This is a genomic window from Brachybacterium tyrofermentans, from assembly GCF_039526165.1.
GTDB lineage: Bacteria > Actinomycetota > Actinomycetes > Actinomycetales > Dermabacteraceae > Brachybacterium > Brachybacterium tyrofermentans.
Window position 1 is genome coordinate 103,267 of record NZ_BAAAIR010000034.1, and the last position, 20,659, is coordinate 123,925.

A 20,659-nucleotide genomic window follows, 5' to 3' on the forward strand; every position below is an offset into this window, starting at 1 on the left:
GAGATCGCCCTGCCCGGCCGCAGTGCGCCAGTCGGCGCACGCCGTCGCCCTCCGGAGACCCCGGCCCGTGGTCCCCGGCCATCCCTGAGGACGTGTCATGACTACAAAGACCGAGGCCAAGCGCGGGTTCAGCCCGCGCGTGGCCCTGCAGAAGGTCGGCACCTCGCTGTCGAACATGGTGATGCCGAACATCCCGGCCCTGATCGCCTGGGGCATCCTCACCGCCTTCTTCATCGAGGACGGCTGGACGCCGAACGCTCCACTCGAGAGCGCCGTCGGCCCGATGATCCATTACCTGCTGCCGCTGCTGATCGCGAACACCGGCGGCCGCATGATCTACGAGGCGCGGGGCGCCGTGGTCGGCGTGATCGCGACCATGGGTGTGATCGCCGGTTCCGACTGGCTGATCGCCCAGGACAACGCCGCAGCTCTCGAGGAATGGCTCGCCAGCGGAAAGGCCGAAGCCGACTTCGCGGCGCTGCCCGAGGTGCACATGTTCATCGGCGCGATGATCATGGCGCCGCTCGCGGCCTGGATCATGAAGAAGCTCGATCGCCTGTGGCAGGACCACATCCCCGCCGGTTTCGAGATGCTCGTGAACATGTTCTCCGCCGGGATCTTCGGCTTCATCATGCTGGCGGCGGGCTTCTTCGGTCTCGCCCCGTTGGTGAACGCCCTGATGACTCTGCTGGCCAACGGGGTCGCCGCGCTGATCAATGCGCACCTCCTGCCGCTGGTCTCGATCCTCATCGAGCCCGCGAAGGTCTTCTTCCTCAACAACGCCATCAACCACGGCGTGCTGACCCCGCTGGGCATCGCCGACGCCGCCACCAACGGCAAGTCGGTGCTGTTCCTGCTCGAGTCGAACCCTGGACCGGGGGTCGGCATCCTGCTCGCCTACACGATCTTCGGTCGCGGCGCGGCACGCGCCTCCGCACCGGGCGCCGCGATCATCCAGTTCTTCGGCGGCATCCACGAGATATACTTCCCCTACGTGCTCATGAAGCCGATCCTCATCCTCGCCGCGGTCGGCGGCGGCATGTCCGGCGTGTTCGTGAACGTCCTCTTCAACACGGGGCTCAAGGCACCCGCCTCCCCGGGATCCATCCTCGCGATCTACGGCGTCGCCGCCCGCGACTCCTACCTGGGCATCACCCTCGCCGTGCTCGCCGCGGCCGGAGTGAGCTTCCTGCTCTCCACGCTGTTCCTCAAGATCGGCAAGCAGGACGACGGCGACATCGCCGCCGCCACCGCCAAGATGGAGGAGATGAAGGGCAAGAAGTCCTCCGTCGCCGGCGCCCTGACCGGCGCGGGTGCCGGAGCCGGAGCGGCCGCCGCGGCCGACGGCTCCGGCCACACCGGGCGCATCGACAAGATCGTCTTCGCGTGCGACGCCGGCATGGGCTCCTCGGCGATGGGCGCGACCGTGCTGCGCAAGAAGGTGCGCGCTGCCGGCTTCGCCGACGTCGAGGTCACCAACAAGGCGATCTCCTCCCTGAACGACGAGTGGGACGTCGTCGTCACCCAGAAGGAGCTCACCGACCGGGCGCGCCAGCGCACCGGCTCCGCCGTGCACGTCAGCGTGGACCAGTTCATGAACTCCCCGCGCTATGACGAGGTCGTCGAGCTCGTGCACGAGCGCAACGATCCCCAGGCGGAGACCGACTCCGAGCCGGTCGCAGGAGCGACCGCCGCCACCGTCGGTGCCGGAGCAGCCGGAGCAGCAGGCGCGGGCGCTGGCGGGGGCCACGGCCGTCGTGCGGCCGAGAAGACCGCTCCCCAGCACGAGTCGGCGGGTGCCGCCGGAGCGTCCGAGGCCCCTGACTCCTCCGACGCCGCTGCCGCCTCGGACACCTCGGCCGCCTCCCCGGAGATCCTCTCCCCCGGGAGCATCGTCCTCACCGGCACCGCGACCGATTCCGCCTCCGGCATCGACGAGGCCGGGGCCCTGCTGGTGGGCGCCGGCGCCGTGGACCAGGGGTACGTCGACGCGATGCACGCCCGCGAGGCCACGGTCTCCACGTTCATGGGCAACGGCCTGGCCATCCCCCACGGCACCAACGATGCGAAGTCCACCATCAAGCGTTCGGCGATGTCGTTCGTGCGCTACCCGGACGGCATCGAGTGGAACGGCAACCCGACCAAGTTCGTGATCGGGATCGCCGGGGTCGGCAACGAGCACCTCGAGCTGCTCCAGAAGGTCGCCATGACCTTCTCCGATCCCGCCCAGGTCGAGCGCCTCGAGCAGGCCACCAGCGCCGAGGAGATCCTGGCGATCTTCGGCGACGAGAAGGAGTGATCGTATGACCAAGGCAGTGCATTTCGGCGCGGGGAACATCGGCCGCGGATTCGTGGGCCTGCTGCTCCACGAGGCCGGCTACGAGCTGGTGTTCGCGGACGTCGCCGACGCCCTGATCACGCAGCTGCAGGAGGCGGATTCCTACGAGGTGCGCACCGTCGGCCAGAACCCGACGCGGACGGTCGTCGACGGCTTCAGCGCGATCAACTCGACGAAGGATCCCGAGGGTCTGACCGAGCAGGTCGCGTCGGCCGACGTCGTCACCACCGCCGTCGGCGCGCACATCCTGCGCTTCGTCGCACCGAACATCGCCGCCGGCATCGCGGCCCGCCCCGCCGGGGCCCCTCGCCTGGCCGTCATGGCCTGCGAGAACGCGATCAACGCGACCGATCTGCTGGAGCAGGAGATCCGCGCCAACTACCAGGGCGAGGACCTCGACGACAAGGCGCTGTTCTCCAACACTGCGGTGGACCGCATCGTGCCGGTGCAGGCCGACGGTGCAGGCCTGGACGTCACCGTGGAGGACTTCTACGAGTGGGCCGTGGATCGCACGCCCTTCGCCGGCCAGGAGCTGGACGTCCCGGGCATCACCTGGGTGGACGACCTCGGCCCGTACATCGAGCGCAAACTGTTCACCGTGAACACCGGCCACGCCACCACCGCCTGGCACGGCTGGGCCGCGGGGCATTCGACGATCGCCGACGCGATCTCCGATGCCGCGGTGCACGGCCGGGTCACCTCGGTGCTCACGGAGACCTCCGCGCTGCTGGTCGCCAAGCACGGCTTCTCCGAGGAGGACATGGCCTCGTACCGCACGAAGGTGCTGGGCCGCTTCGCGAACACCGCCCTGCCGGACCCGGTCGAGCGGGTGGGGCGCGCGCCCCTGCGCAAGCTCTCCCGGAACGAGCGGATCATCAGTCCGGCCGCCGAGCTCGCCGAGCACGGGCTGGGATATCAGGGCCTGCTCGCCTCCTTCTCGGCGGCGCTCGCCTTCACCCCAGAGGGTGACGACGAGGTGGACCGGCTGCAGGAGATCCTACGCTCGCAGGACGCCGACGCCGCCACGGCCGAGATCACTGGCCTGGAGCCTTCGCACCCGCTGTTCGCCGCCGTGCGCGACGCCGTCGCCGCGAGGCAGTCGACCCTGTGAAAGTGGGTCGACGGGCGCCGCACTCGGCTCGCGTCGACCCTCCCCACACCGCCCTCAGGCCGTCCCGGCTCGGAGTGCGGCGAGGGGTGCAGCGCGCCGTCCCGCGAGGGCGCGATCGACGCACAGTGGGGACTCTTCCCACTCCCGAGCGATGGTCTGCCCGCTGGGCCCCAGGCTCACGGGACAGACCGGTATATTTCCAGAGGACACTGTAAGAACTCGGCGCGGAGACCGCGCCGCCCCACCGTCGCGAACCGCGCGGCGGCCCGTCGAAAGGCACACACCATGGCAGAGCGCACCGTCAAGATCGCCAGCGCCTCCGGGCTCCACGCGCGCCCCGCGGGCATCTTCGCGCAGGCCGCCGCCGAGCAGAGCGCGACCGTCACCATCGAGAAGTCCGGCGGCAATGCCGTGCAGGCCTCCAGCATGCTCATGCTCATGACCCTGGGCGCCGGTCACGGCGACGAGGTCACACTGCGTGCCGAGGGTGATGGGGCCGACGAGTCGGTCAACGCCCTGGCCGATCTCCTCGAGAAGGACCTCGACGCCGAGGACTGAGCCCTCCCCCGGGCACCGACCCGGTCCCGGGGTTGTGCCCTGGTCCCGGGTTCTTCCTCGGCGACAGGATTCTGCAGGCCTCAGGGCTCTGCCCCGGCCACAGTCCGCCCGATGACGCCCGCACCGCGGCCGCCACACCGGTCTGGCTCGTCGAAACCCTCGATATGCACCGTGGATGGTGTATATCGAGGGTTTCGGCGCTCCGGGGCCGTGTCGACGCGAGTCGGGCCACTATGGAAGCACCGAATCCCCGAGACCGTGCCGCTACGGACATGCTCTCGGGGATTCGGCGAGCACGCGCGAGAGGCACCCGCGCGTCTCCGGGGTCAGGCGCTCAGAGGCCCAGCTGGCCGAGGATCGGCAGGCCGGCGCGCACGACGTGGTTGGCGTCCTCCGCGGTGCGGGCGGCGACGGCCTTCGCGGCGAGCTCCTTGGCCTGCTCGAGCGTCACGGTCGAGAGCACCTTGGCGACGGCCGGCAGCGAGCGCGGGGTCATCGACAGGCTGTTCACGCCGAGGCCCACGAGCACGACCGCGAGGCCCGGGTCGCCGGCGGCCTCGCCGCACACGCCGACGGGCTTGTTGGCCTTCTCGCCGAACGCCTCGGGGTCGCCCCCGGCGACGCGGGCGCCGGCGCAGGTGGCCCTCACCAGCGCGAGCACGGCCGGCTGCCACGGGTTGTTGAGGTGGGCCAGCGAGCCCAGCTGACGGTCCGCGGCCATCGTGTACTGGGTGAGGTCGTTGGTGCCGATGGACGCGAAGTCGCAGACGGCCAGCTGACGGTCCGCGGTGATCGCGGCCGAGGGCGTCTCGACCATGATCCCGGCGGGCTCCAGGCCCCGCTCGCGGCACAGCGCTGCGAAGTCCTCGGTCTCGGTGACCGTCGAGATCATCGGGGCCATCACCCAGGGCGTGGCCTCGGACTGCTTCGCGGCGGCGGCGATCGCGTCGAGCTGGTTGGTCAGCACCGAGCGCTTCTCCCAGGAGGTGCGGTAGGCGCGCACGCCGAGCGCCGGGTTGGGCTCGTCGGCATCGGTGAGGAAGGGCAGCGGCTTGTCGGCTCCGGCGTCGATCGTGCGCACCACGACCTTCTTGCCGGCCATGTGCGCGAAGGCGGCGGAGTAGGCGGCCGTCTGCTCCTCGACGGACGGCTCGTCCTCGCGGTCCAGGAACAGGAACTCGGTGCGGAACAGGCCCACGCCGTCGGCGTTCGCAGCGGCGGCCTTCTCGGCGTCGGCCGCGTTGCCGATGTTGGCCAGCAGCTGCACGCGGGTGCCATCCTCCAGCACACCGCCGCCGCCCTCATAGGTCAGGGGATTCTTCTGCAGCTCGGTCCAGGCTTCGGCGAAACGGTGATGCTCCTCGGTGACCTCGTCGGTGATGGTGCCCAGGCCGGCGTCGACGAACACCTCGGTGCCGTCGGCGAACTCATGGATGCTCTTGGCGGCGACGATCGCGGGCAGGCCCAGCTGACGGGCCAGGATCGCGGTGTGCGACTGGGGGCCGCCGTCTGACGTGACCAGGGCGATCACGCGCTGCGGGTCGAGAGTGGCGGTATCCGCCGGGGCGAGGTCGATAGCGGTGAGGATGAAGGGCTCCTCGAGGCCGGGGATCCCGGGGGCCTGCTCACCGCGCAGCTCGGCGACGATGCGGGCGCGCACGTCACGCACGTCGGTGGCTCGCTCGGCCATGTAGCCGCCGAGGCCCTCGAGCATCGTGGCGACCTGGTCTCCAGCCTCCCACACGGCGCGGGCCGGAGACTTGCCGCCGGAGAGCACGAAGCCCTGCGCGGTCTGCGTGAGCGAGGGGTCTGCGGCCATCTGCGCGGTGGCCTCGAGGATCTTCTTCCCGTCCCCGCTGGCGCGCTCGGCCAGGCGGACCAGCGCGGCCTGCACGGCGGCGGCCGCGGCCGGGATGCGCTCGGCCTCGACGGCGGGATCGGCACCCTCGGGCAGCTTCTCGGTCACGGGCGGCTCGGCGACCGGCGGCGCCATGGTGCGGATCGTGCCGACTACGCGGCCGGGGCTGACTGCAACACCTGTGTACTGGGCCATCGCTGATTCTCCTTGCGGATCCGGGGGCTGCGCCGCAGGAGCCGGACGGCCTGCCAGGCGACCCCTCCATGCTACGCGGAGTGTCGTGCCCTCCGGAGTGCGGGGCCCGGCGCCCGTCCAGCCGGCGTCCCTACGATGACGCGATGAACGTCATGGAATGGGAGCACCTGCCCGAGCCCGATCTCACCGGTCGCACCGTCGTCATGACGGGCGCCAGCGACGGACTGGGCCGGGAGGCGGCGCTGCAGCTGGCCCACTGGGGCGCTGACCTCGTGCTGCCGGTGCGCACGCGCGCCAAGGGCGAGGTGGTCGCGCAGCGGATCATTCGGGAGACCGGCCGACGAGGAGCCGTGCGCCTGACGTCTCTGGATCTCGCCGATCTGTCGGCGGTGCGCACGGGTGCCGAGGAGATCGAGCGTCTCGTCGGCCCGAGCGGGATCGGCCTGCTGATCCATGTCGCCGGGGCCGTCACCCGGCGTCGCGAGGAGACCGCTGACGGCTCCGAGCGGATGCTGGGGGTGAACGCCCTCGCTCCCCTGCTCCTGACCGAGACGCTGCTGCCGCTGGTGCGGGAGCGGGTGGTGGTGGTCGCCTCCGATGCGCACACCTTCGGGTCGATCGACCTGGATGATCCGCACTTCCGACGCGGCGGCTGGTCGCTGCGCGCCGGATACGGACGCTCGAAGCTCACGACGATGCTGTGGGGACGGGATCTCGCCGACCGGCTCCGGGCGGAGGGCTCAGGAACGGCTGGCTCAGGCGTGGACCTGCAGCTCGTGCATCCGGGCTGGGTGCTCACCAACCTGCAGAACGCGACCGGGTCCGCACGGCTGGACCGACTGGTCACCGAGGTCACCCGGCCGATCGCGATGTCGGCGCAGCGCGGCGCCGCCTCAGTCCTGTTCGCCGCCACCCAGCCGCTGCCGCCGGGTTCCTACATCGGTCCGGACGGGCGAGGCGCGCTGCGGGGCCGGCCGACGTTCCTGCGGCGTTCGGCCGCGGCCCTGGACCGCGACCTGGCCCGCGAGGTCACGACCTGGGCTCGCGCCGAGGTGGGCCTGTCTCCCGGGCTCCGGAGCGCACACGCCCAACCGTGAGCCGGCCTGCTGTCGGCATTCCTCGGACCGCGACCTGCCGCCGGCGGCCCTCGGACCACGACCTGCCGCCGGCGGCCCTCGGACCACGACCGGCCCCGGAGCATCTGCACGAGATGCCCGGGGCCGGTCGTCGATCAGCGGAGGGTGCGGGATTCGAACCCGCGGTACAGGGTCGCTGCACATTGGTTTTCAAGACCAACTCATTCGGCCGCTCTGACAACCCTCCCCGGGCCCGGAGGCCCTCGAGAAGTGTACCGGGACTAGGGTGGCGGGATCTGCACCCGAGGGAGAGGTTCACCCCGCATGCGCGCCGTACTGATCGACTCGAAGGACTCCGACGCCCGCTTCATGGAGGATGCCGAGGAGTCCCTGCTCACCGGGCCCGTGGAGCTGGACGTGCTCTTCTCGAGCTACAACTACAAGGACGCGATGGCGGTCGCTGGCAAGGGCATCGCCCGTTCCTTCCCGCTGATCCCCGGCATCGACGTGGTGGGGCGGGTGACCGCCTCGGAAACCGAGCAGTATTCGGCCGGCGACCTCGTGATCCTCAACGGCGACGGCATCGGCGAGTCCCTCCACGGCGGCTTCGCGACCCGAGCCCGGGTGCGACCCGACGCGCTGGTGCGCCTCCCGGCGGAGATCTCTCCCGACCGCGCCGCGGCGATCGGCACCGCCGGGTTCACCGCGATGCTCTCGGTGCTGCGGCTCGAGGACACCGGGATCGAGCCCGGCAGCGGCGATGTGCTTGTCACCGGCGCCTCCGGCGGAGTCGGCTCGATCGCGGTCGCGCTGCTCGCCGGTCGCGGCCACCGCGTGGTGGCGTCCTCCGGACGGGATGAGGAGAACGGGGAGTACCTGCGTGATCTCGGCGCGGCCGATGTCATCCACCGCTCCGAGCTCTCCGAGGAGCCCGGCAAGCCGATGCAGTCGCAGCGCTGGGCAGGAGCGATCGACGGCCTGGGCAGCACCACGCTCGCGAACGTCCTCGCCCAGACCGCCTGGGGCGGCACGGTCGCGGCCTACGGGCTCGCCCAGGGCACGGACCTCCCGACCACCGTGCTGCCGTTCATCCTGCGCGGCGTGACCCTGGCGGGCGTGAACTCGGTGGAGGCCCCGCTCACGCTGCGCGAGCGCGCCTGGGAGGCCCTCACCCGGGAGCTGGACCTCGACCTGCTCGATTCGCTGACCACCGGCATCGGCCTGTCGGAGGCGATCGCGTTCGCCCCGCTGATCCTGGCCGGCGAGACCCGTGGCCGCACGATCGTGGATGTGACCCAGTGACCATGCGCGCGCTCTCCATCACCGAGGATCACCAGCTCGAGCTGGTCGATCTCCCCGAACCCGTCACGGCGCCCGGCGAGGTGCTGGTCGACGTCATCGCCGCCGGGGTGAACCGTGCGGACCTCGCCCAGGTCGCCGGCATGTATCCCCCGCCGCCGGATGCGTCGGAGCTGCCGGGGCTCGAGGTCTCCGGCCACCGCCGTGACACCGGTGAGGCCGTGGTGGCGCTGCTGGCCGGCGGTGGCTACGCCGAGGTCGTCGCCGTGCCCGAGGGGCAGCTGCTCCCCGTCCCCGAGGGGATGGACCTGGTCGACGCCGCCGGCGTGGTCGAGGTGTGCGCGACCGTGGTCTCAAACCTCGTGCTCGAGGCCGGACTCGTCGAGGGCGAGACCGTGCTGATCCACGGCGGCACCGGAGGCATCGGCACCGTCGCGATCCAGCTGGCACGGCACCTCGGTGCCCGCGTGCTCACCACCGTCGGCTCCGACGAGGCGATCGCCACCACCCGCGGTCTGGGCGCCGACATGTCCTGGAACCGCCACACCACCGATCTGCTCGAGGCGGTGCGCGAGACCGGCGGGGCCGACGTCATCCTCGATGTCGTGGGCGGGCCCACGCTCGCGGACAACGTCGGGATGCTCCACGAGCACGGGCGCCTGGTCATCATCGGCACCCTCGGCGGGGCGAGCGGCGAGCTGCCGATCGGCCTGCTCATGGGCAAGCGCGGCCGCGTCATCGGCACCACGCTGCGCTCCCGCCGCACCGAGGCCAAGCGCGAGATCCTCGAGGCCACCCAGGCCCTGGCCTGGCCGCTGCTCACGGACGGCTCCCTGCGGATCCCGATCCACGCCCGCTTCCCCTTCGAGCGGGCCGCCGACGCCCACACGGTGCTCCGCGAGGGCGGCCATCTCGGCAAGGTCGTCCTCGAGATCGCTTCGCCCGAAGACTGAGGGCTGAGGGCTGAGGGCTCGACCCAGCAGTCTGATCAGCCCTGCAGCCCGCTCAGCCCAGCAGGGTCTCCAGCACCAGCACGGTGCCGTCCTCGTAGACGGAGTCCGTGACGGTGTCCGCCACGTCCTTCACGCCCTGGGGCGCCTGGCCCATGGCCACGCCGACGCCGGCCCACTGGAGCATCTCGGTGTCGTTGAAGCCGTCGCCGACGGCCACGGTGTGCGCCGGCTCGATGCCCAGATCCGCGCGCACCGTCTCCAGGGCGGTGGCCTTGGAGACGCCGGGGGCGGCCATGTCGAGCCAGGCCGTCCAGCCGATCGAGTACTCCACGCCGTGCACACCGGATTCGGCGATGACCTTGCTGAACTCCTCCGGGCTGAGGTCCGGCACGTGCACCACCACGCGCACGGCCTCGAGCTCGAGGAGGTCCTCCAGCGGCTTCTCCTGGGCCTGCACGCCGAAGCTGGCGTCCTGGAAGCCGGTGGTGGCCTGGAAGGAGCCGTCGACCATCTCGACCGCGTAGTGCGCGTCGGGTGCGACCGCGCGCAGGGTGCGCAGGGCGTGGCCGGGCCGGAACGCACGGGTGTCGATGATGCGGTACCCGCCGTCGGCCGCCGGATCCAGCTCCAGGGTGACCGCCCCGTTGGAGCAGACCGCGTACCCGCGGGTGATCCCCGCGGCCTCGACGATCGGGAGCGTCGCCCCGAGGGAGCGGCCGGTCGAGATGACGACGGTGTGCTCCGCGGCGGCGCGCTGCAGCACACGGCGCATCGGCGGGGACATGACGCCGTCGTGGTCCACGAGCGTGCCGTCGACGTCGAGCCCGATCAGCAGTCGCTCGCCGGGCAGGGCACCGAGATGCTCCTTCAGACGGGTCCGGGTGGCATCGCGGTCGGTGATCGCCGTGGCAGCATCCATGCCCCCGAGTGTCTCAGCGCCGTCTGACACCCGGGTGAACCGGCGGTGACGGACAGCATCACGCAGGCGTCGCAGGGCTCCGCGTCCGGACAGGCTGGGCATGTCAGGCCACGACCTCGAAGGTCTCGCGCCCGCCGAGGTAGGGGCGCAGGCCCTCGGGGACCACGACAGAACCGTCGGGCTGCTGGTGGTTCTCGAGGATCGCGGCGATGAAGCGCGTGGTGCCGAGGGTTCCGTTGAGCGTCGCGACCGGGCGCAGCCCGTCGTCGGTGCGCTCACGGATGTTCAGCCGCCGAGCCTGGAACTGGGTGGTGTTCGAGGTGGAGGTGAGCTCGCGGTAGGTGTTCTGGCTGGGCATCCACGCCTCGCAGTCGAACTTGCGGGCGGCGGAGGTGCCCAGGTCACCGGCGGCGGTGTCGATGATGCGGTAGGGCACGTCGATGCGCGCCATCATCTCCCGCTCGAGGTCCAGCAGGCGCTCGTGCTCCGCGTAGGAGTCCTCGATGCGGCAGTAGCTGAACATCTCGACCTTGTGGAACTGGTGGACGCGGATGATGCCGCGGGTGTCCTTGCCGTAGCTGCCGGCCTCGCGGCGGTAGCAGGCGCTCCAGCCGGCGTAGCGGATCGGGCCGCCGGACAGGTCGAGGATCTCGTCCTTGTGATAGCTGGCCAGGGCCACCTCGCTGGTGCCGACGAGGTAGAGGTCGTCGTCCTTGTCGAGGTGGTAGACCTCGTCGGCGTGCTCGCCGAGGAAGCCCGTGCCCTCCATCGACTCCGGGAGCACCAGGGTGGGGGTGATCATCGGGGTGAAGCCGGCGTTCGTGGCCTGGTCGATCGCGGAGTTCAGGATCGCGAGCTCGAGCTGGGCGCCGACGCCGCGCAGGAAGTAGAAGCGTGAGCCGGAGACCTTCGCGCCGCGGGCCATGTCGATCGCCCGCAGACCCTCGGCGATCTCCAGGTGATCCTTGACCGGGTGGTCGAAACGGGGGTTCTCGCCGACGGTCTCGCGGAGGGCGAAGTCCTCCTCGAGGCCCTCGGGGGCGCCCTCGGCGAGGTTGGGGATGGCGCGCAGGGCGCTGTCACGGGCGGCGATGGCCTCTCCGGCCTCCGCCTCGAGGCGCTTGACGTCGGCCGCGAGCTGCTTGACCTCGGCCAGCAGTGCCTGCTTCTCCTCGCCCGTGGTCTGGGCGACCTTCTTGCCGAAGGCCTTCTGCTCGGCGCGCGCGGATTCGAAGGACCCGGTCGCCTCGCGCCAGCGGGAATCGGCCGCCAGGACGGCGTCGACGGTGGCAGGGTCTCGTCGGCGCGCCTTCTGGGCATCGCGGACGGCATCGGGATTCTCTCGCAGGAGCCGCAGATCGATCATTGCACCAGGGTACCCGCGCAGGGGCCTGTGCTCTCCGGCCCTCGCCGTCAGTACTCTGTGACCATGGACCAGACCTTGCTCTACCTCAGCATCGCCTCGATCGTGGTCACCGTCGTCGCCGTCGTGCTGCTCGTCGTGGTGCTGCGGCACCTGGGGCGCCACCGTCGCGAGATCGCCGCGCTGCGGGCCGCGACGGAGGGCTCGGGCGCACGTGCGGGAGCCGGCGCGGCCGGGGACGGTACGTCCGCCGACGTCGACAGTGCTGCCAGGGCCGACGCGGACCCCCACGACGACTCGCCCGCTGACAGCATCCACCGGGTCGCGGTGGTCCTGAACCCCTCGAAGTTCGACGACGCCGAGATGTTCCGCACCCGCGTGCGCGAGGTCGTCGAGAACCTCGGGGGCGCTGACGTCGAGTTCTACGAGACGACGGTGGAGGATCCGGGCCGCGGCCAGACCCGTCGTGCTCTCCAGGAGGGCGCCGATCTGGTGGTCGCCGCCGGCGGCGACGGGACCGTGCGCCTGGTGTCCTCCGTGCTCGCCGGCACCGACACCCGGATGGCGATCATCCCCGCCGGGACCGGCAACCTGCTGGCCCGCAACCTCGACATCCCCCTGGAGGATCCCACCGCGGCGATGACCGCGGCGCTGAGCGGCGAGGACCGACAGATCGACGTGGGCTGGCTGCGCAGCGGCGGCTCCGTCTCCGAGGCGGCCGCATCCGCTGAGCAGATCTTCCTGGTCATCGCCGGCTTCGGGGCGGACGCCGAGATGATCGGCCACACCGACGACACCCTGAAGAAGCGCCTCGGGTGGATCGCCTATGTGGTCGGCGGGGTGCGCACGATCCTCGGCCGCTCGGTCGACGTCATGCTGGACTTCCCCGACGGCACCCGCCAGGCCCACAAGGCGCGCACCGTGCTGCTGGGCAACGTGGGCAGACTTCCCGGCGGCTTCGTGCTGATGCCGGAGGCCACAGCGGACAACGGCCGCCTCGAGATCGTGGTCGCCGGGTGGAAGGGCGCCGCCGGCTTCAGCCAGGTGGTCACGGAGGTCGTGAACCCGAAGCTGGTCCCGAAGGGCAAGCTCGCAGAGACCACGCGCCTGTCCACGATGAACCGCTACCAGGCCACCGAGGTGCGGGTCGCGACCACGAAGGCCCAGCCCGTGCAGCTCGACGGCGACACCGACACTGAGGCGACCCATCTGATCGCCCGGATCGACCCGGGCGTGCTGCGCCTGCGCGTTCCCGCGGGAACGGATCTGGACCAGCCCTGAGGGCCGTCAGTCCGTGCTCGGTGACCCCGTCGAGGGCGGGGTGACCATGCCGGTCAGCGACTCGATCCAGGCGTGGGCCTCGTCGTAGGTGTCGTCGGCGAACTCCTCGCGCGTCTCGGAGCTGATCCCGTCGATGCGCGGGTAGGAGCCGAGGTAGTGCACGACGGGGCAGATCCGGTGCAGCGCCCGCAGGGAGGCGGCGACGCGACGGTCCTCGATGTGCCCCTCGACGTCGATCGAGAAGGAGTACCGGCCCAGGAAGTCGCCGATGGGGCGCGACTCGATGCGGGAGAGGTTCACGCCGTTGGCGCTGAACATCTCGAGGGTCTCGAGCAGGGCGCCGGAGCGGTTGTGGGGCAGCTGGACGACGAGCGTGGTCTTGTCCGCCCCGGTGCGGGCGGGGATGCGGCCCTCGCGGGTGACGAGCACGAAGCGGGTCTGCGCGCCGGCGTTGTCCTCGATCTGCTCGGCGAGCACCGTGAGGCCGAAGTGCTCGGCAGCGAGGGGCGAGCAGACGGCGGCGCGGCCGCGGGCCTCCTCGGGGCTCATCGCGGCGAGGTCGCGGGCGGCCGCGGCGGTCGATGAGGCGGTGGCGACGTTCGCCGAGGGGACGTGGCCGCGCAGCCAGCCCTGGACCTGAGCCTGGGCGTGCGGGTGGGAGGAGACGACGCGGAGGTCCGTCAGCGCTGTCTCCTCGCGGGCGGCGAGCACGAAGGTCACCTGCACGATCTGCTCGGCGACGATGGTGATGGAGTCCGTGGCGGCGAGCACGTCCAGCGTGCCGGAGACCCCGCCCTCGACGGAGTTCTCGATCGGCGCGATCAGCGCATCGATGTCCCCGGCGAGCAGGTCGGTGGTCGCGGTCGCGACGGCGGTGAAGGGCACCTGCTCCACCGTGTCGGTGACCTCGCGGGGCATGACCGCCAGCGCCTGCAGGAGCGCCTGGTGGGTGAAGGTGGTCTCGGGGCCGAGGTATCCGTACCGCATGGGAGCCAACACTACTGCTCACGGGCGCAGTTCCGCCGCGCGGCCCAGGACGGACCGGCCTCTTTGCGCACTGGCGATCAGGACGAGGGGCGTGCCGGCCTGGTCCCGTCATCGATCCAATAGCGCCGTTTCCCCTCAACACTGTTCTCGTACTGCCCGCCGGCCTTCTCGATCGTGCGGCGGGAGGCGACATTGTCTTCATCGCAGGTGACCAGGACAGGGCTGATGCCGAGCCCCCGCGCCTCGGCCAGGCCGAGCTCGAGGGCCGCGGAGGCGATCCCCTGCCTCCGGGCGGATGGCCGCACTGAGTACCCGATGTGCCCGCCCTGATCGAAGAGGTAGGTGGTCAGGCGGTGGCGGATCACGATGAAGCCGAGGATCTCGGCTCCCGGATCGTCAACTCCACATGAGCCGTCGCTCGACCCGTCGGCCGCGATGATCCAGCGGCTGGTGCAGTGCACCCAGGGCTCTTCGAGCTCGGTGCTCGGATCCTCCTCGGCCAGGCGCGCGGTCACGAAGTCGATGAACTCTCCGTCGCCCACCGGCGGGATGCCGGGGTCGAAGATGCTCGAGCCGTCCATCGCCGTCCCGGCGAAGTCGGCGAGGCAGTCCACGAAGGCCGCGTGGCGGGAGACGGACGGCGGGACCAGGCGGAGTGCAGGACTCATCGGCCCAGGATGCCAGGCTGGCGGAGCACGGATTGCTGTGGCCCGACGCGGAGATGCAGATTCCCGGAGATCAGGGTCGGGCTCAGCGCAGGTCGAGCACCCAGCGGTCTACGACCCGCGCCGGATCGGCAGGGTGCCGCTCGGGAGTGCCGGTGGGAGCCGCGCCGATATTGCGGGCCACGGCTCGGGAGGGATCGTTGTGCGGCGCGATGAACAGCACGAGCTGCGAGATCCGTTGGTCTCCGCGGGCGCAGTCGACGAGCGCTGACGCGATCTCCTGCCCCAGACCCTTCCCCCGATGAGCTGGGAGCACCCAGTAGGTCATCGCGGCGTGGCCCCGCTGGACTCCTGGCGCCAGGCGGTTCAGACCGCCGCCGCCGAGCAGACGCCCGCCTCCGACCCCGTCCCCGTCCTGGTGCTCGTCCCCGCCCGAGGCCATCCCGTCTACCGCGGCGTACTCACGGATCGGACCGTCGCTGCTCCACCGTGAACAGCGGTCCAGGAAGGCAACGAGCGCCGCGCGGTCCCACCGGCCTCCGCTGATCTCCCGCGCCAGCGCGTCGTCCTGACCGAGCAGCAAGGCATCGGCATCCTGGGGGTCGAGTGCTCGGAGTCGGATCATCGACTCAGTCGCTTCATGCGGTGGTCGCGGGGGCCTGTCCCGCCAGCGCCGCCCGCACCGACGCCATGATCTCGACGTCACCGTGGCCCTTGGCACGGGCGTCGGCGACGGGTCCGGAGAACAGTGCGACGAGGTCCGGGTCGGCGACGCCCCCGGATTCCCTGTCGGTCGCCGCGGCGGATCTCTCGCTGGCAGCCACGGCTCCTGGCGCCACGGTGGTGCCCGCGCCGCGCCGGGTCACGATGATCTGCGCCTCCTCGAGGAGCTTGTAGGCGCGGGCCACGGTGCCGGCGGCGAGGCCGAGATCGCCGGCGAGCACGCGGATGGCGGGGAGCTTGTCGCCCGGGGCGATCTCGCCGGAGCGGACCTGCTCGACGATCTCGCGACGGACCTGCTCATAGGGAGGAGTCGGGGTGTTCATGGGGTCCACGATATGGGTCCCCGGACCTCCTCTGCGCTGCATAGCACCTCTTGTGCGGCACCGCTCGCCCGGCGCGCGCCGCGGCCAGGGCGCCGGCGGGGCCCGTGGAATCCGTGGGAGAAGCGTGGAGGCCCTGCGCAGACGCCCGGGAGCCTGCGGTGCGCCCCGTAGCATCGTCCTGTGCTTCCCCACCTGCCTGTCTCCTCCTCCCCTGCCCGCCGGCTCCGTGCGCTGCCGGCAGTGCTGCTCACCCTGATGCTGAGCGCGCTCGTGCTGGGCCTCGCTCCCGCCGCGCAGGCCGACGGCCCGCAGGAGGCAGACGCCCCGGTGCGCCTGGTCCTGACCACCGCAGGTCTGAGCTGGGAGGACATCTCCGCCGAGCGGACACCGAACATCCAGTGCCTCGCGGATCGCTCCGGAGCAGGGGCGATGAACACCACCTCGACCTCCGTGGTCTCCACGGAGCGCCAGGGCCTGGAGACGCTGCACACCGGCTACCGCGGCCTCGCCGAGAAGGCACCCCGCTCGGCCGGGATCCCGAACCCCCCGGTGGACCAGTGGAAGCAGCTGCCCGTCCACACCACGGAGATCGACGCCTCGGCGGAGGCCGACCCCGAGCTGGCGGGATCCGGGCCGTCGGACCCGGACCAGATCGCTGCACAGACCGCCGACGCCCTCGCCGGCGAGGACATCGTGCAGGTCGACCTCGGCTCCGTGCCCGACCACGACGATCCGGGCCGCGAGCAGGCGCTCTCGGACCTCGACGAGAGGGTCGGCGGAGTGCTGGACGCCGCCGGCGGCTGCGAGTCCGCCGACCTGCCCCGCACGCTCCTGGTCTCCGTCGCTGCGACCGACCCGGCGAACCCGGACGAGATGGAGCGCACCGGTGCGGTCGCCTCCCGCACCGTGGGCCTGCAGGTCGCGCTGGACTCCGCGTTCCCCGGCCAGGCGCTGACCAGCGGTGCCACCAAGCAGAACGGCGTCGTGATGATGACCGACGTGGTCGCCACGGTCCTCGCCTCCTATGACGTCGCAGCCGACGGCCTGATCCCCGGTCAGCCGTTCCGCGGCACGGACCACGACGACCCCCAGCAGCTCGCCCTGGACCGTTCGCAGGCCGCCGCGATCGTCGACTCCGCGACCGTCCCGGCTCTGGGATCCTGGCTCGCGCTCGGCGTGATCGGCCTCGTGATCTGCCTCGTGCCTGCCTTCGCACGGCGCCGGCGGCTCGCCGCCGTGGGCCGCGCCCTCGCGGCCATCGCCCCGCTCGCCCTCCCCGTCGGACTGTGCGCATCCGTCGTGCCCTGGTGGCGCGGGGAGCACGACACCCTGGCACTGACCGCTGTGGTCTGGGGCGGCTGCGCGGTGCTCTCCGTGATCGTGCTCGGCGGCCCGTGGCGCCGCCATCGCTTCGGACCGCTCGGGGTCTCCTCCGCCCTGATCACCGCCGTGATCCTCGGCGAGTCCGCGCTCGGCTCACGGTTCCAGCTGGGCTCCCCGCTCGGTGCCCAGCCGATCTCCGGCGGCCGCTTCTACGGGCTCTCCAACCACCTGTACGGCATGGTGTTCGCCGGGGCGATGATGGCGCTGCTGTGCCTGTTCACCGTGCTGCGCACCCCTCGCGCCCGAGTGGTGTGGACACTCCTGGTGGGCGCCTGCGTGGCGGTCGTGTGCGTGGCGCCGTCCATGGGCGCTGACTTCGGCTCGATGCTCGCCACCATCCCCACCTTCGGGCTGCTCGCCCTGCTCGTCTCGGGGATCCGGCCGAAGGCCTGGCACATCCTGGCGCTCCTCGCGGGCGGCGCCGTCGCCGTGCTCGGGGTGTCCTTCCTGGACTGGCTGCGTCCGCCCGAGGACCGCACCCACCTGGGGCGGTTCATCGACGAGCTCCTGAGCGGCGAGCTGCTCTCCGTGATCACGCGCAAGCTCGCGCAGAACATCGCGATGACCACCGGCTACTGGGCGCTCGCACTCATCATGCTGCTGGCTGTGCTCGCCTCGATCGCCGTGCTCGCCCCGCGCCGGTTCCGTCTCACGCGGCTGGTGGCGCTCGACGCCGCGCACCCTGCGGCCTACCGGGTGCGGGTCGCCCTCGTGGCCGGCACCTGGCTGGGGTATGCGGTCAACGACACCGGGCCGGTGCTGGTCGCCGCGGTCTTCGGGATCTGGTTCGCCTTCCTGCCGGTCGCGCTGCCCGCGCCCCGGCCGACGGGCTCCGCGGACCCGCAGTAGGCAGGTTCAGTCGTCCGAGGCGTTCTCGGCCTCGACGGCGGCGTGGACCACGAGCGAGGCGTATTCATCACCACTCAGCGGCGGGCGGATCGAGCTGGGCAGCTCGGGCCCGGGCACGGTCAGATGCGATGCGATGATCACGGCGTGCTCGGGGCTGAAACGCTCCGCCACCGGAGCCGCCTCGAGCCGGGCCGCAAGAGCCTCGAGGTCGATGCCTGCGAGGTAGACGACGTCATCCGGGGCGAATTCCCCTGCGACCGGTAGAGCCCGCAGCCGGCGGTCCAGCGACTCGATGTCGAGATCGCCGAGCGCCCGGGTCTCCTCGTCGGAGAAGGCGCCGCTGACCGGGAGCGCGGCGAGGCGCGCCCGGCGGCGATCCGCCCTGTTGACGGCGGAATCCTGCTCCGTGGTCGGAGCAGACGCCGGATCCGTGGGCGACGTCGCAGCTGCACCCGGTGCGGCAGCCGGGGTCGACGGCGAGGTCGGGACCGAGGTCGTGGGTGTCGACGAGATCGGGGACTGCGGTGAGGTCCATGTCGACGGCGCGGGCACGACGGGGACCGGATTCGCCGCCGGGGCCGGTTTGGACTCCGGGCCAGGAGTCGTCCCCGAGGCGGGAGCGCTCGGCTCCTCCGGGGCGGCCTCCTCCACCGGACCGAGGTCCCAGGCGTTGACCTCTTCGGCGGATTCCGGTTCCGGTGCCCGCTTCGCCCCCGGCCAGACGGCCCGCACGGACGTGGGGCGCGGCTGGACGGTGCCGCCGCGGTTCTCAGCCTCGGCTCGCGTGCCCCGGTCGGGTTCCGGCTCGACGCCCGGTTCCGGCTCGCCGCTTGGCTCTGACTCGCTGTTGACCTCCGGAGCAGGAATCGGCTCGGGGGTGACGGACCGTTCCGGGTCGACGGACGACTCGGGGGTGACGGCCGCGGTCGCCGCACCCCCAGAAGGCTCGACCTCAGCGGGCTCCACCTCCGCGGGCTCGACCTCAGCAGGTTCAGTCCCGGCTGGCTCGGCCCCAGAGCTGTCGATCACCGGCTCGCCGATGAACTCACCGGTCGTACCCGCAGCCAGCACGGCAGGCTCGTCGGTCGGGTCATCGGCCGGTTCGTCCGGCAGGACATGGCGGCGGCGTGCCAAGGCCCGCACCACATCGCGCAGCTGGGCGGCGCGGTGCAGCTGACCGCGCAGATCCTTGCCGGTGGCGCGGTGCGCGAGGGACGTCTCGATCTCCTTGACCCAGAAACCGCCGGTCAGCGCGTCGATGGTCAGCGACGTCTCGACGCCCCACCCCGGCGCCAGCGGCTGACAGGCCTCCCAGGTCTCCCGGGTGATGCAGCGGGTCCCGGACAGCGGCTGGGTGGCCTCCCAGCCGGTGGCGCGCAGGATGCCGCGGCGGGCGGTGCCCACCACGATCCCCATGCCGCCGGCGCCGGCCTGGGGCGGCAGCAGAGCGATCGCCATGTCGACGCCCTCGCCGAGCACCGCATCCACCAGGGGCTGAGCGGTGGTGACGGAGGATTCCATGTCGGCATCGACGAACAGCAGGGCGCGCGGCGTCCGGTCCTTGCCGTCGATCACGGGCAACGGCCCGGTGTGCCCCGGCGAGCGCGGCTCGGCATGGAGCTCCTCGGAGAAGCCGGCGCCTCCGTCGGCCCGTTCGGCGTCCTCCCGGATCGCGACCATCTGTGCACCGGTCGCCATCGCTGCCGCCTTGCCGCGGTTGGTCTTGTGGCGCACCACGAGGGCGTCGGCCCCCATGGCGACCGCGGAGGTGGCGTCGGTGGAGCCGTCGTCGACGACCACCACCAGATCCACGCCCTGGATCTCGCGGGCGGCCACGATGGTCGCCTCGATCCTCTCCGCCTCGTTCTTGGCAGGGATCACCACGGCCACCCGCTCGGGGCGGTGGGCCGTCAGCGGCCCCGCCGCACTCATCGCAGGGTCACCTGTCGGGCCACGATCCCGCCCCGGGCGCGACGCTCGAGCGCGGTGAGCGGCTCCTCGGTGTGCAGCGCCTCCTCGAAGCGGGTGCGGAACGCCTCCGCCTCCGCCTCGACGCCTGCGGCGCCGAAGCCCTTGGGCAGGTCCCACACGGGGATCGCGAGGCCCTCGGCGCGGAAGGAGCCGACGTACTTGGTGCCCTCGCCGACCCCGGACTCACGGCGTGCGTGCAGGCGGGTGACCGCGTCGATGACCTTCTCCTCGTCGGCGTCGAGCACCCAGCGCAGGTGCTCCTTGGGCCCGGCGTCGACCCAGTAGGCGTGCTCGAGGCCGGCGACGGCGCGGGTGGGCATGATCGACTGGTTCGCCTCCTGGATCGAGGACTCGATCTCGGGGGTGCGCTCGGCGCTCGGGTCCAGCCAGAACTCGAAGGTGTCGTGCACGGCGATCGTGAAGTCACCGGTCAGGTCGAGGATCTCCTGCAGGCGCGGGGCGTCGTCATCCAGGGTCACCGAGGTGATCGGGTTGCCGGGCTCGAGGGCGAGGGCCAGCTTGATGGCCTGCCCGATCCCGCGGGAGAGGTCCCCGCCGGGGTAGGCGGCCTGGATGCCCACGGTGATGCTCCCGTCGGTGCGGCGCACAGCGGGCCACGCCATCGGCAGGATCGTCGCGATCTCGACATCGACCGCGCCGTGCTCGGCGGTGGTCTTCGCGGCCATGGTCGCCGCGGGGATCAGCTGGCGCATCGCCACCAGATCCTGTTCGTTCGGCAGCCCCTCGAAGGGACGGAGGACCAGGGCATCTCGAGAGGTGGAGCTCATGACCGCAAGTCTACCGATC

General features: G+C 71.6%; 17 protein-coding genes and 1 tRNA gene. 8 read left to right on the forward strand and 10 right to left on the reverse strand.

The features are described 5' to 3' along the window. Window positions 1–97 precede the first annotated feature (97 nt). From ABD093_RS08115 to ABD093_RS08125, 3 genes are all read left to right on the forward strand, one after another. Window positions 98–2,299 carry a PTS sugar transporter subunit IIA gene (locus ABD093_RS08115; RefSeq protein ID WP_343923608.1) on the forward strand — a complete coding sequence of 734 codons (2,202 nt, stop codon included), beginning with the start codon at window positions 98–100 and terminating at the stop codon, window positions 2,297–2,299. Between the two features lie 4 nt (window positions 2,300–2,303). Next, window positions 2,304–3,449 carry a mannitol-1-phosphate 5-dehydrogenase gene (locus tag ABD093_RS08120; RefSeq protein WP_343923610.1) on the forward strand — a complete coding sequence of 382 codons (1,146 nt, stop codon included), beginning with the start codon at window positions 2,304–2,306 and terminating at the stop codon, window positions 3,447–3,449. Between the two features lie 285 nt (window positions 3,450–3,734). After that, window positions 3,735–4,007, forward strand: a complete 273-nt coding sequence (locus tag ABD093_RS08125; RefSeq protein ID WP_193118087.1) for an HPr family phosphocarrier protein — start codon at window positions 3,735–3,737, stop codon at window positions 4,005–4,007. Between the two features lie 334 nt (window positions 4,008–4,341). On the opposite strand, the gene ptsP is transcribed toward ABD093_RS08125, so the two are convergent. Further along, window positions 4,342–6,060 (reverse strand): phosphoenolpyruvate--protein phosphotransferase, encoded by a 1,719-nt coding sequence (ptsP, locus tag ABD093_RS08130; RefSeq protein ID WP_343923612.1) that lies wholly within the window; start codon window positions 6,058–6,060, stop codon window positions 4,342–4,344. Window positions 6,061–6,203: 143 nt separating this feature from the next. Between ptsP and ABD093_RS08135 the strand changes: the two genes are divergently transcribed. Next, window positions 6,204–7,157 carry an SDR family NAD(P)-dependent oxidoreductase gene (locus ABD093_RS08135; RefSeq protein WP_343923614.1) on the forward strand — a complete coding sequence of 318 codons (954 nt, stop codon included), beginning with the start codon at window positions 6,204–6,206 and terminating at the stop codon, window positions 7,155–7,157. Between the two features lie 138 nt (window positions 7,158–7,295). On the opposite strand, the gene ABD093_RS08140 is transcribed toward ABD093_RS08135, so the two are convergent. After that, window positions 7,296–7,383: transfer RNA gene (locus ABD093_RS08140), tRNA-Ser, on the reverse strand. Window positions 7,384–7,460: 77 nt separating this feature from the next. Here ABD093_RS08140 and ABD093_RS08145 point away from each other — a divergent pair. Both ABD093_RS08145 and ABD093_RS08150 read left to right on the forward strand, forming a co-directional pair. After that, window positions 7,461–8,438, forward strand: a complete 978-nt coding sequence (locus ABD093_RS08145) for an MDR family oxidoreductase (RefSeq protein ID WP_343923616.1) — start codon at window positions 7,461–7,463, stop codon at window positions 8,436–8,438. Window positions 8,439–8,440: 2 nt separating this feature from the next. Continuing rightward, complete coding sequence (locus tag ABD093_RS08150; protein WP_193118091.1) at window positions 8,441–9,388, forward strand: NAD(P)H-quinone oxidoreductase; 948 nt, start codon at window positions 8,441–8,443, stop codon at window positions 9,386–9,388. Window positions 9,389–9,440: 52 nt separating this feature from the next. On the opposite strand, the gene ABD093_RS08155 is transcribed toward ABD093_RS08150, so the two are convergent. Continuing rightward, on the reverse strand, window positions 9,441–10,307 hold the full coding sequence (locus ABD093_RS08155) for an HAD family hydrolase (RefSeq protein ID WP_343923618.1): 867 nt from the start codon (window positions 10,305–10,307) through the stop codon (window positions 9,441–9,443). A 103-nt stretch (window positions 10,308–10,410) separates the two neighbouring features. Next, the gene (gene serS / locus ABD093_RS08160) at window positions 10,411–11,673 is read right to left on the reverse strand and encodes a serine--tRNA ligase (RefSeq protein ID WP_193118093.1); all 1,263 of its coding nucleotides are present in this window, start codon (window positions 11,671–11,673) and stop codon (window positions 10,411–10,413) included. 63 nt (window positions 11,674–11,736) lie between these two features. Here serS and ABD093_RS08165 point away from each other — a divergent pair, with 63 nt between their 5' ends. Then, complete coding sequence (locus ABD093_RS08165; protein WP_193118094.1) at window positions 11,737–12,951, forward strand: diacylglycerol/lipid kinase family protein; 1,215 nt, start codon at window positions 11,737–11,739, stop codon at window positions 12,949–12,951. A 6-nt stretch (window positions 12,952–12,957) separates the two neighbouring features. Here the strand turns inward: ABD093_RS08165 and pheA are convergent, their stop codons facing one another. The 4 genes from pheA to ABD093_RS08185 form a co-directional block, all read right to left on the reverse strand. Beyond that, window positions 12,958–13,938, reverse strand: a complete 981-nt coding sequence (gene pheA / locus ABD093_RS08170) for a prephenate dehydratase (RefSeq protein WP_193118095.1) — start codon at window positions 13,936–13,938, stop codon at window positions 12,958–12,960. 77 nt (window positions 13,939–14,015) lie between these two features. Next, a complete protein-coding gene (locus ABD093_RS08175; protein WP_226850436.1) occupies window positions 14,016–14,606 on the reverse strand; it encodes a GNAT family N-acetyltransferase in 591 nt (196 codons plus the stop codon). Between the two features lie 82 nt (window positions 14,607–14,688). Beyond that, window positions 14,689–15,228, reverse strand: a complete 540-nt coding sequence (locus ABD093_RS08180; protein ID WP_193118096.1) for a GNAT family N-acetyltransferase — start codon at window positions 15,226–15,228, stop codon at window positions 14,689–14,691. Between the two features lie 13 nt (window positions 15,229–15,241). Beyond that, window positions 15,242–15,649 carry a GntR family transcriptional regulator gene (locus ABD093_RS08185; protein WP_193118097.1) on the reverse strand — a complete coding sequence of 136 codons (408 nt, stop codon included), beginning with the start codon at window positions 15,647–15,649 and terminating at the stop codon, window positions 15,242–15,244. 180 nt (window positions 15,650–15,829) lie between these two features. Here ABD093_RS08185 and ABD093_RS08190 point away from each other — a divergent pair, with 180 nt between their 5' ends. Then, entirely contained in the window at window positions 15,830–17,881 is a 2,052-nt protein-coding gene (locus ABD093_RS08190) for a hypothetical protein (protein ID WP_319021608.1), read from the forward strand. A 6-nt stretch (window positions 17,882–17,887) separates the two neighbouring features. On the opposite strand, the gene ABD093_RS08195 is transcribed toward ABD093_RS08190, so the two are convergent. After that, window positions 17,888–19,813, reverse strand: a complete 1,926-nt coding sequence (locus ABD093_RS08195; RefSeq protein WP_226850438.1) for a glycosyltransferase — start codon at window positions 19,811–19,813, stop codon at window positions 17,888–17,890. Next, window positions 19,810–20,640, reverse strand: coding sequence for a DUF5926 family protein (locus ABD093_RS08200; RefSeq protein WP_343923623.1), 831 nt, complete (start codon window positions 20,638–20,640; stop codon window positions 19,810–19,812). The genes ABD093_RS08195 and ABD093_RS08200 overlap by 4 nt, the downstream gene beginning before the upstream one ends. Window positions 20,641–20,659 lie beyond the last annotated feature (19 nt).

Coding starts and splice junctions, on each gene's coding strand:
- ABD093_RS08145 (WP_343923616.1), top strand. CDS start 7,461: ATGCGCGCCGTACTGATCGACTCGAAGGACTCCGACGCCCGCTTCATG.
- ABD093_RS08200 (WP_343923623.1), bottom strand. CDS start 20,640: ATGAGCTCCACCTCTCGAGATGCCCTGGTCCTCCGTCCCTTCGAGGGG.
- ABD093_RS08165 (WP_193118094.1), top strand. CDS start 11,737: ATGGACCAGACCTTGCTCTACCTCAGCATCGCCTCGATCGTGGTCACC.
- ABD093_RS08185 (WP_193118097.1), bottom strand. CDS start 15,649: ATGAACACCCCGACTCCTCCCTATGAGCAGGTCCGTCGCGAGATCGTC.
- ABD093_RS08195 (WP_226850438.1), bottom strand. CDS start 19,813: ATGAGTGCGGCGGGGCCGCTGACGGCCCACCGCCCCGAGCGGGTGGCC.
- serS (WP_193118093.1), bottom strand. CDS start 11,673: ATGATCGATCTGCGGCTCCTGCGAGAGAATCCCGATGCCGTCCGCGAT.
- ABD093_RS08175 (WP_226850436.1), bottom strand. CDS start 14,606: ATGAGTCCTGCACTCCGCCTGGTCCCGCCGTCCGTCTCCCGCCACGCG.
- ABD093_RS08120 (WP_343923610.1), top strand. CDS start 2,304: ATGACCAAGGCAGTGCATTTCGGCGCGGGGAACATCGGCCGCGGATTC.
- ABD093_RS08180 (WP_193118096.1), bottom strand. CDS start 15,228: ATGATCCGACTCCGAGCACTCGACCCCCAGGATGCCGATGCCTTGCTG.
- ABD093_RS08135 (WP_343923614.1), top strand. CDS start 6,204: ATGAACGTCATGGAATGGGAGCACCTGCCCGAGCCCGATCTCACCGGT.
- ABD093_RS08115 (WP_343923608.1), top strand. CDS start 98: ATGACTACAAAGACCGAGGCCAAGCGCGGGTTCAGCCCGCGCGTGGCC.
- ABD093_RS08125 (WP_193118087.1), top strand. CDS start 3,735: ATGGCAGAGCGCACCGTCAAGATCGCCAGCGCCTCCGGGCTCCACGCG.
- ptsP (WP_343923612.1), bottom strand. CDS start 6,060: ATGGCCCAGTACACAGGTGTTGCAGTCAGCCCCGGCCGCGTAGTCGGC.
- ABD093_RS08155 (WP_343923618.1), bottom strand. CDS start 10,307: ATGGATGCTGCCACGGCGATCACCGACCGCGATGCCACCCGGACCCGT.
- pheA (WP_193118095.1), bottom strand. CDS start 13,938: ATGCGGTACGGATACCTCGGCCCCGAGACCACCTTCACCCACCAGGCG.
- ABD093_RS08150 (WP_193118091.1), top strand. CDS start 8,441: ATGCGCGCGCTCTCCATCACCGAGGATCACCAGCTCGAGCTGGTCGAT.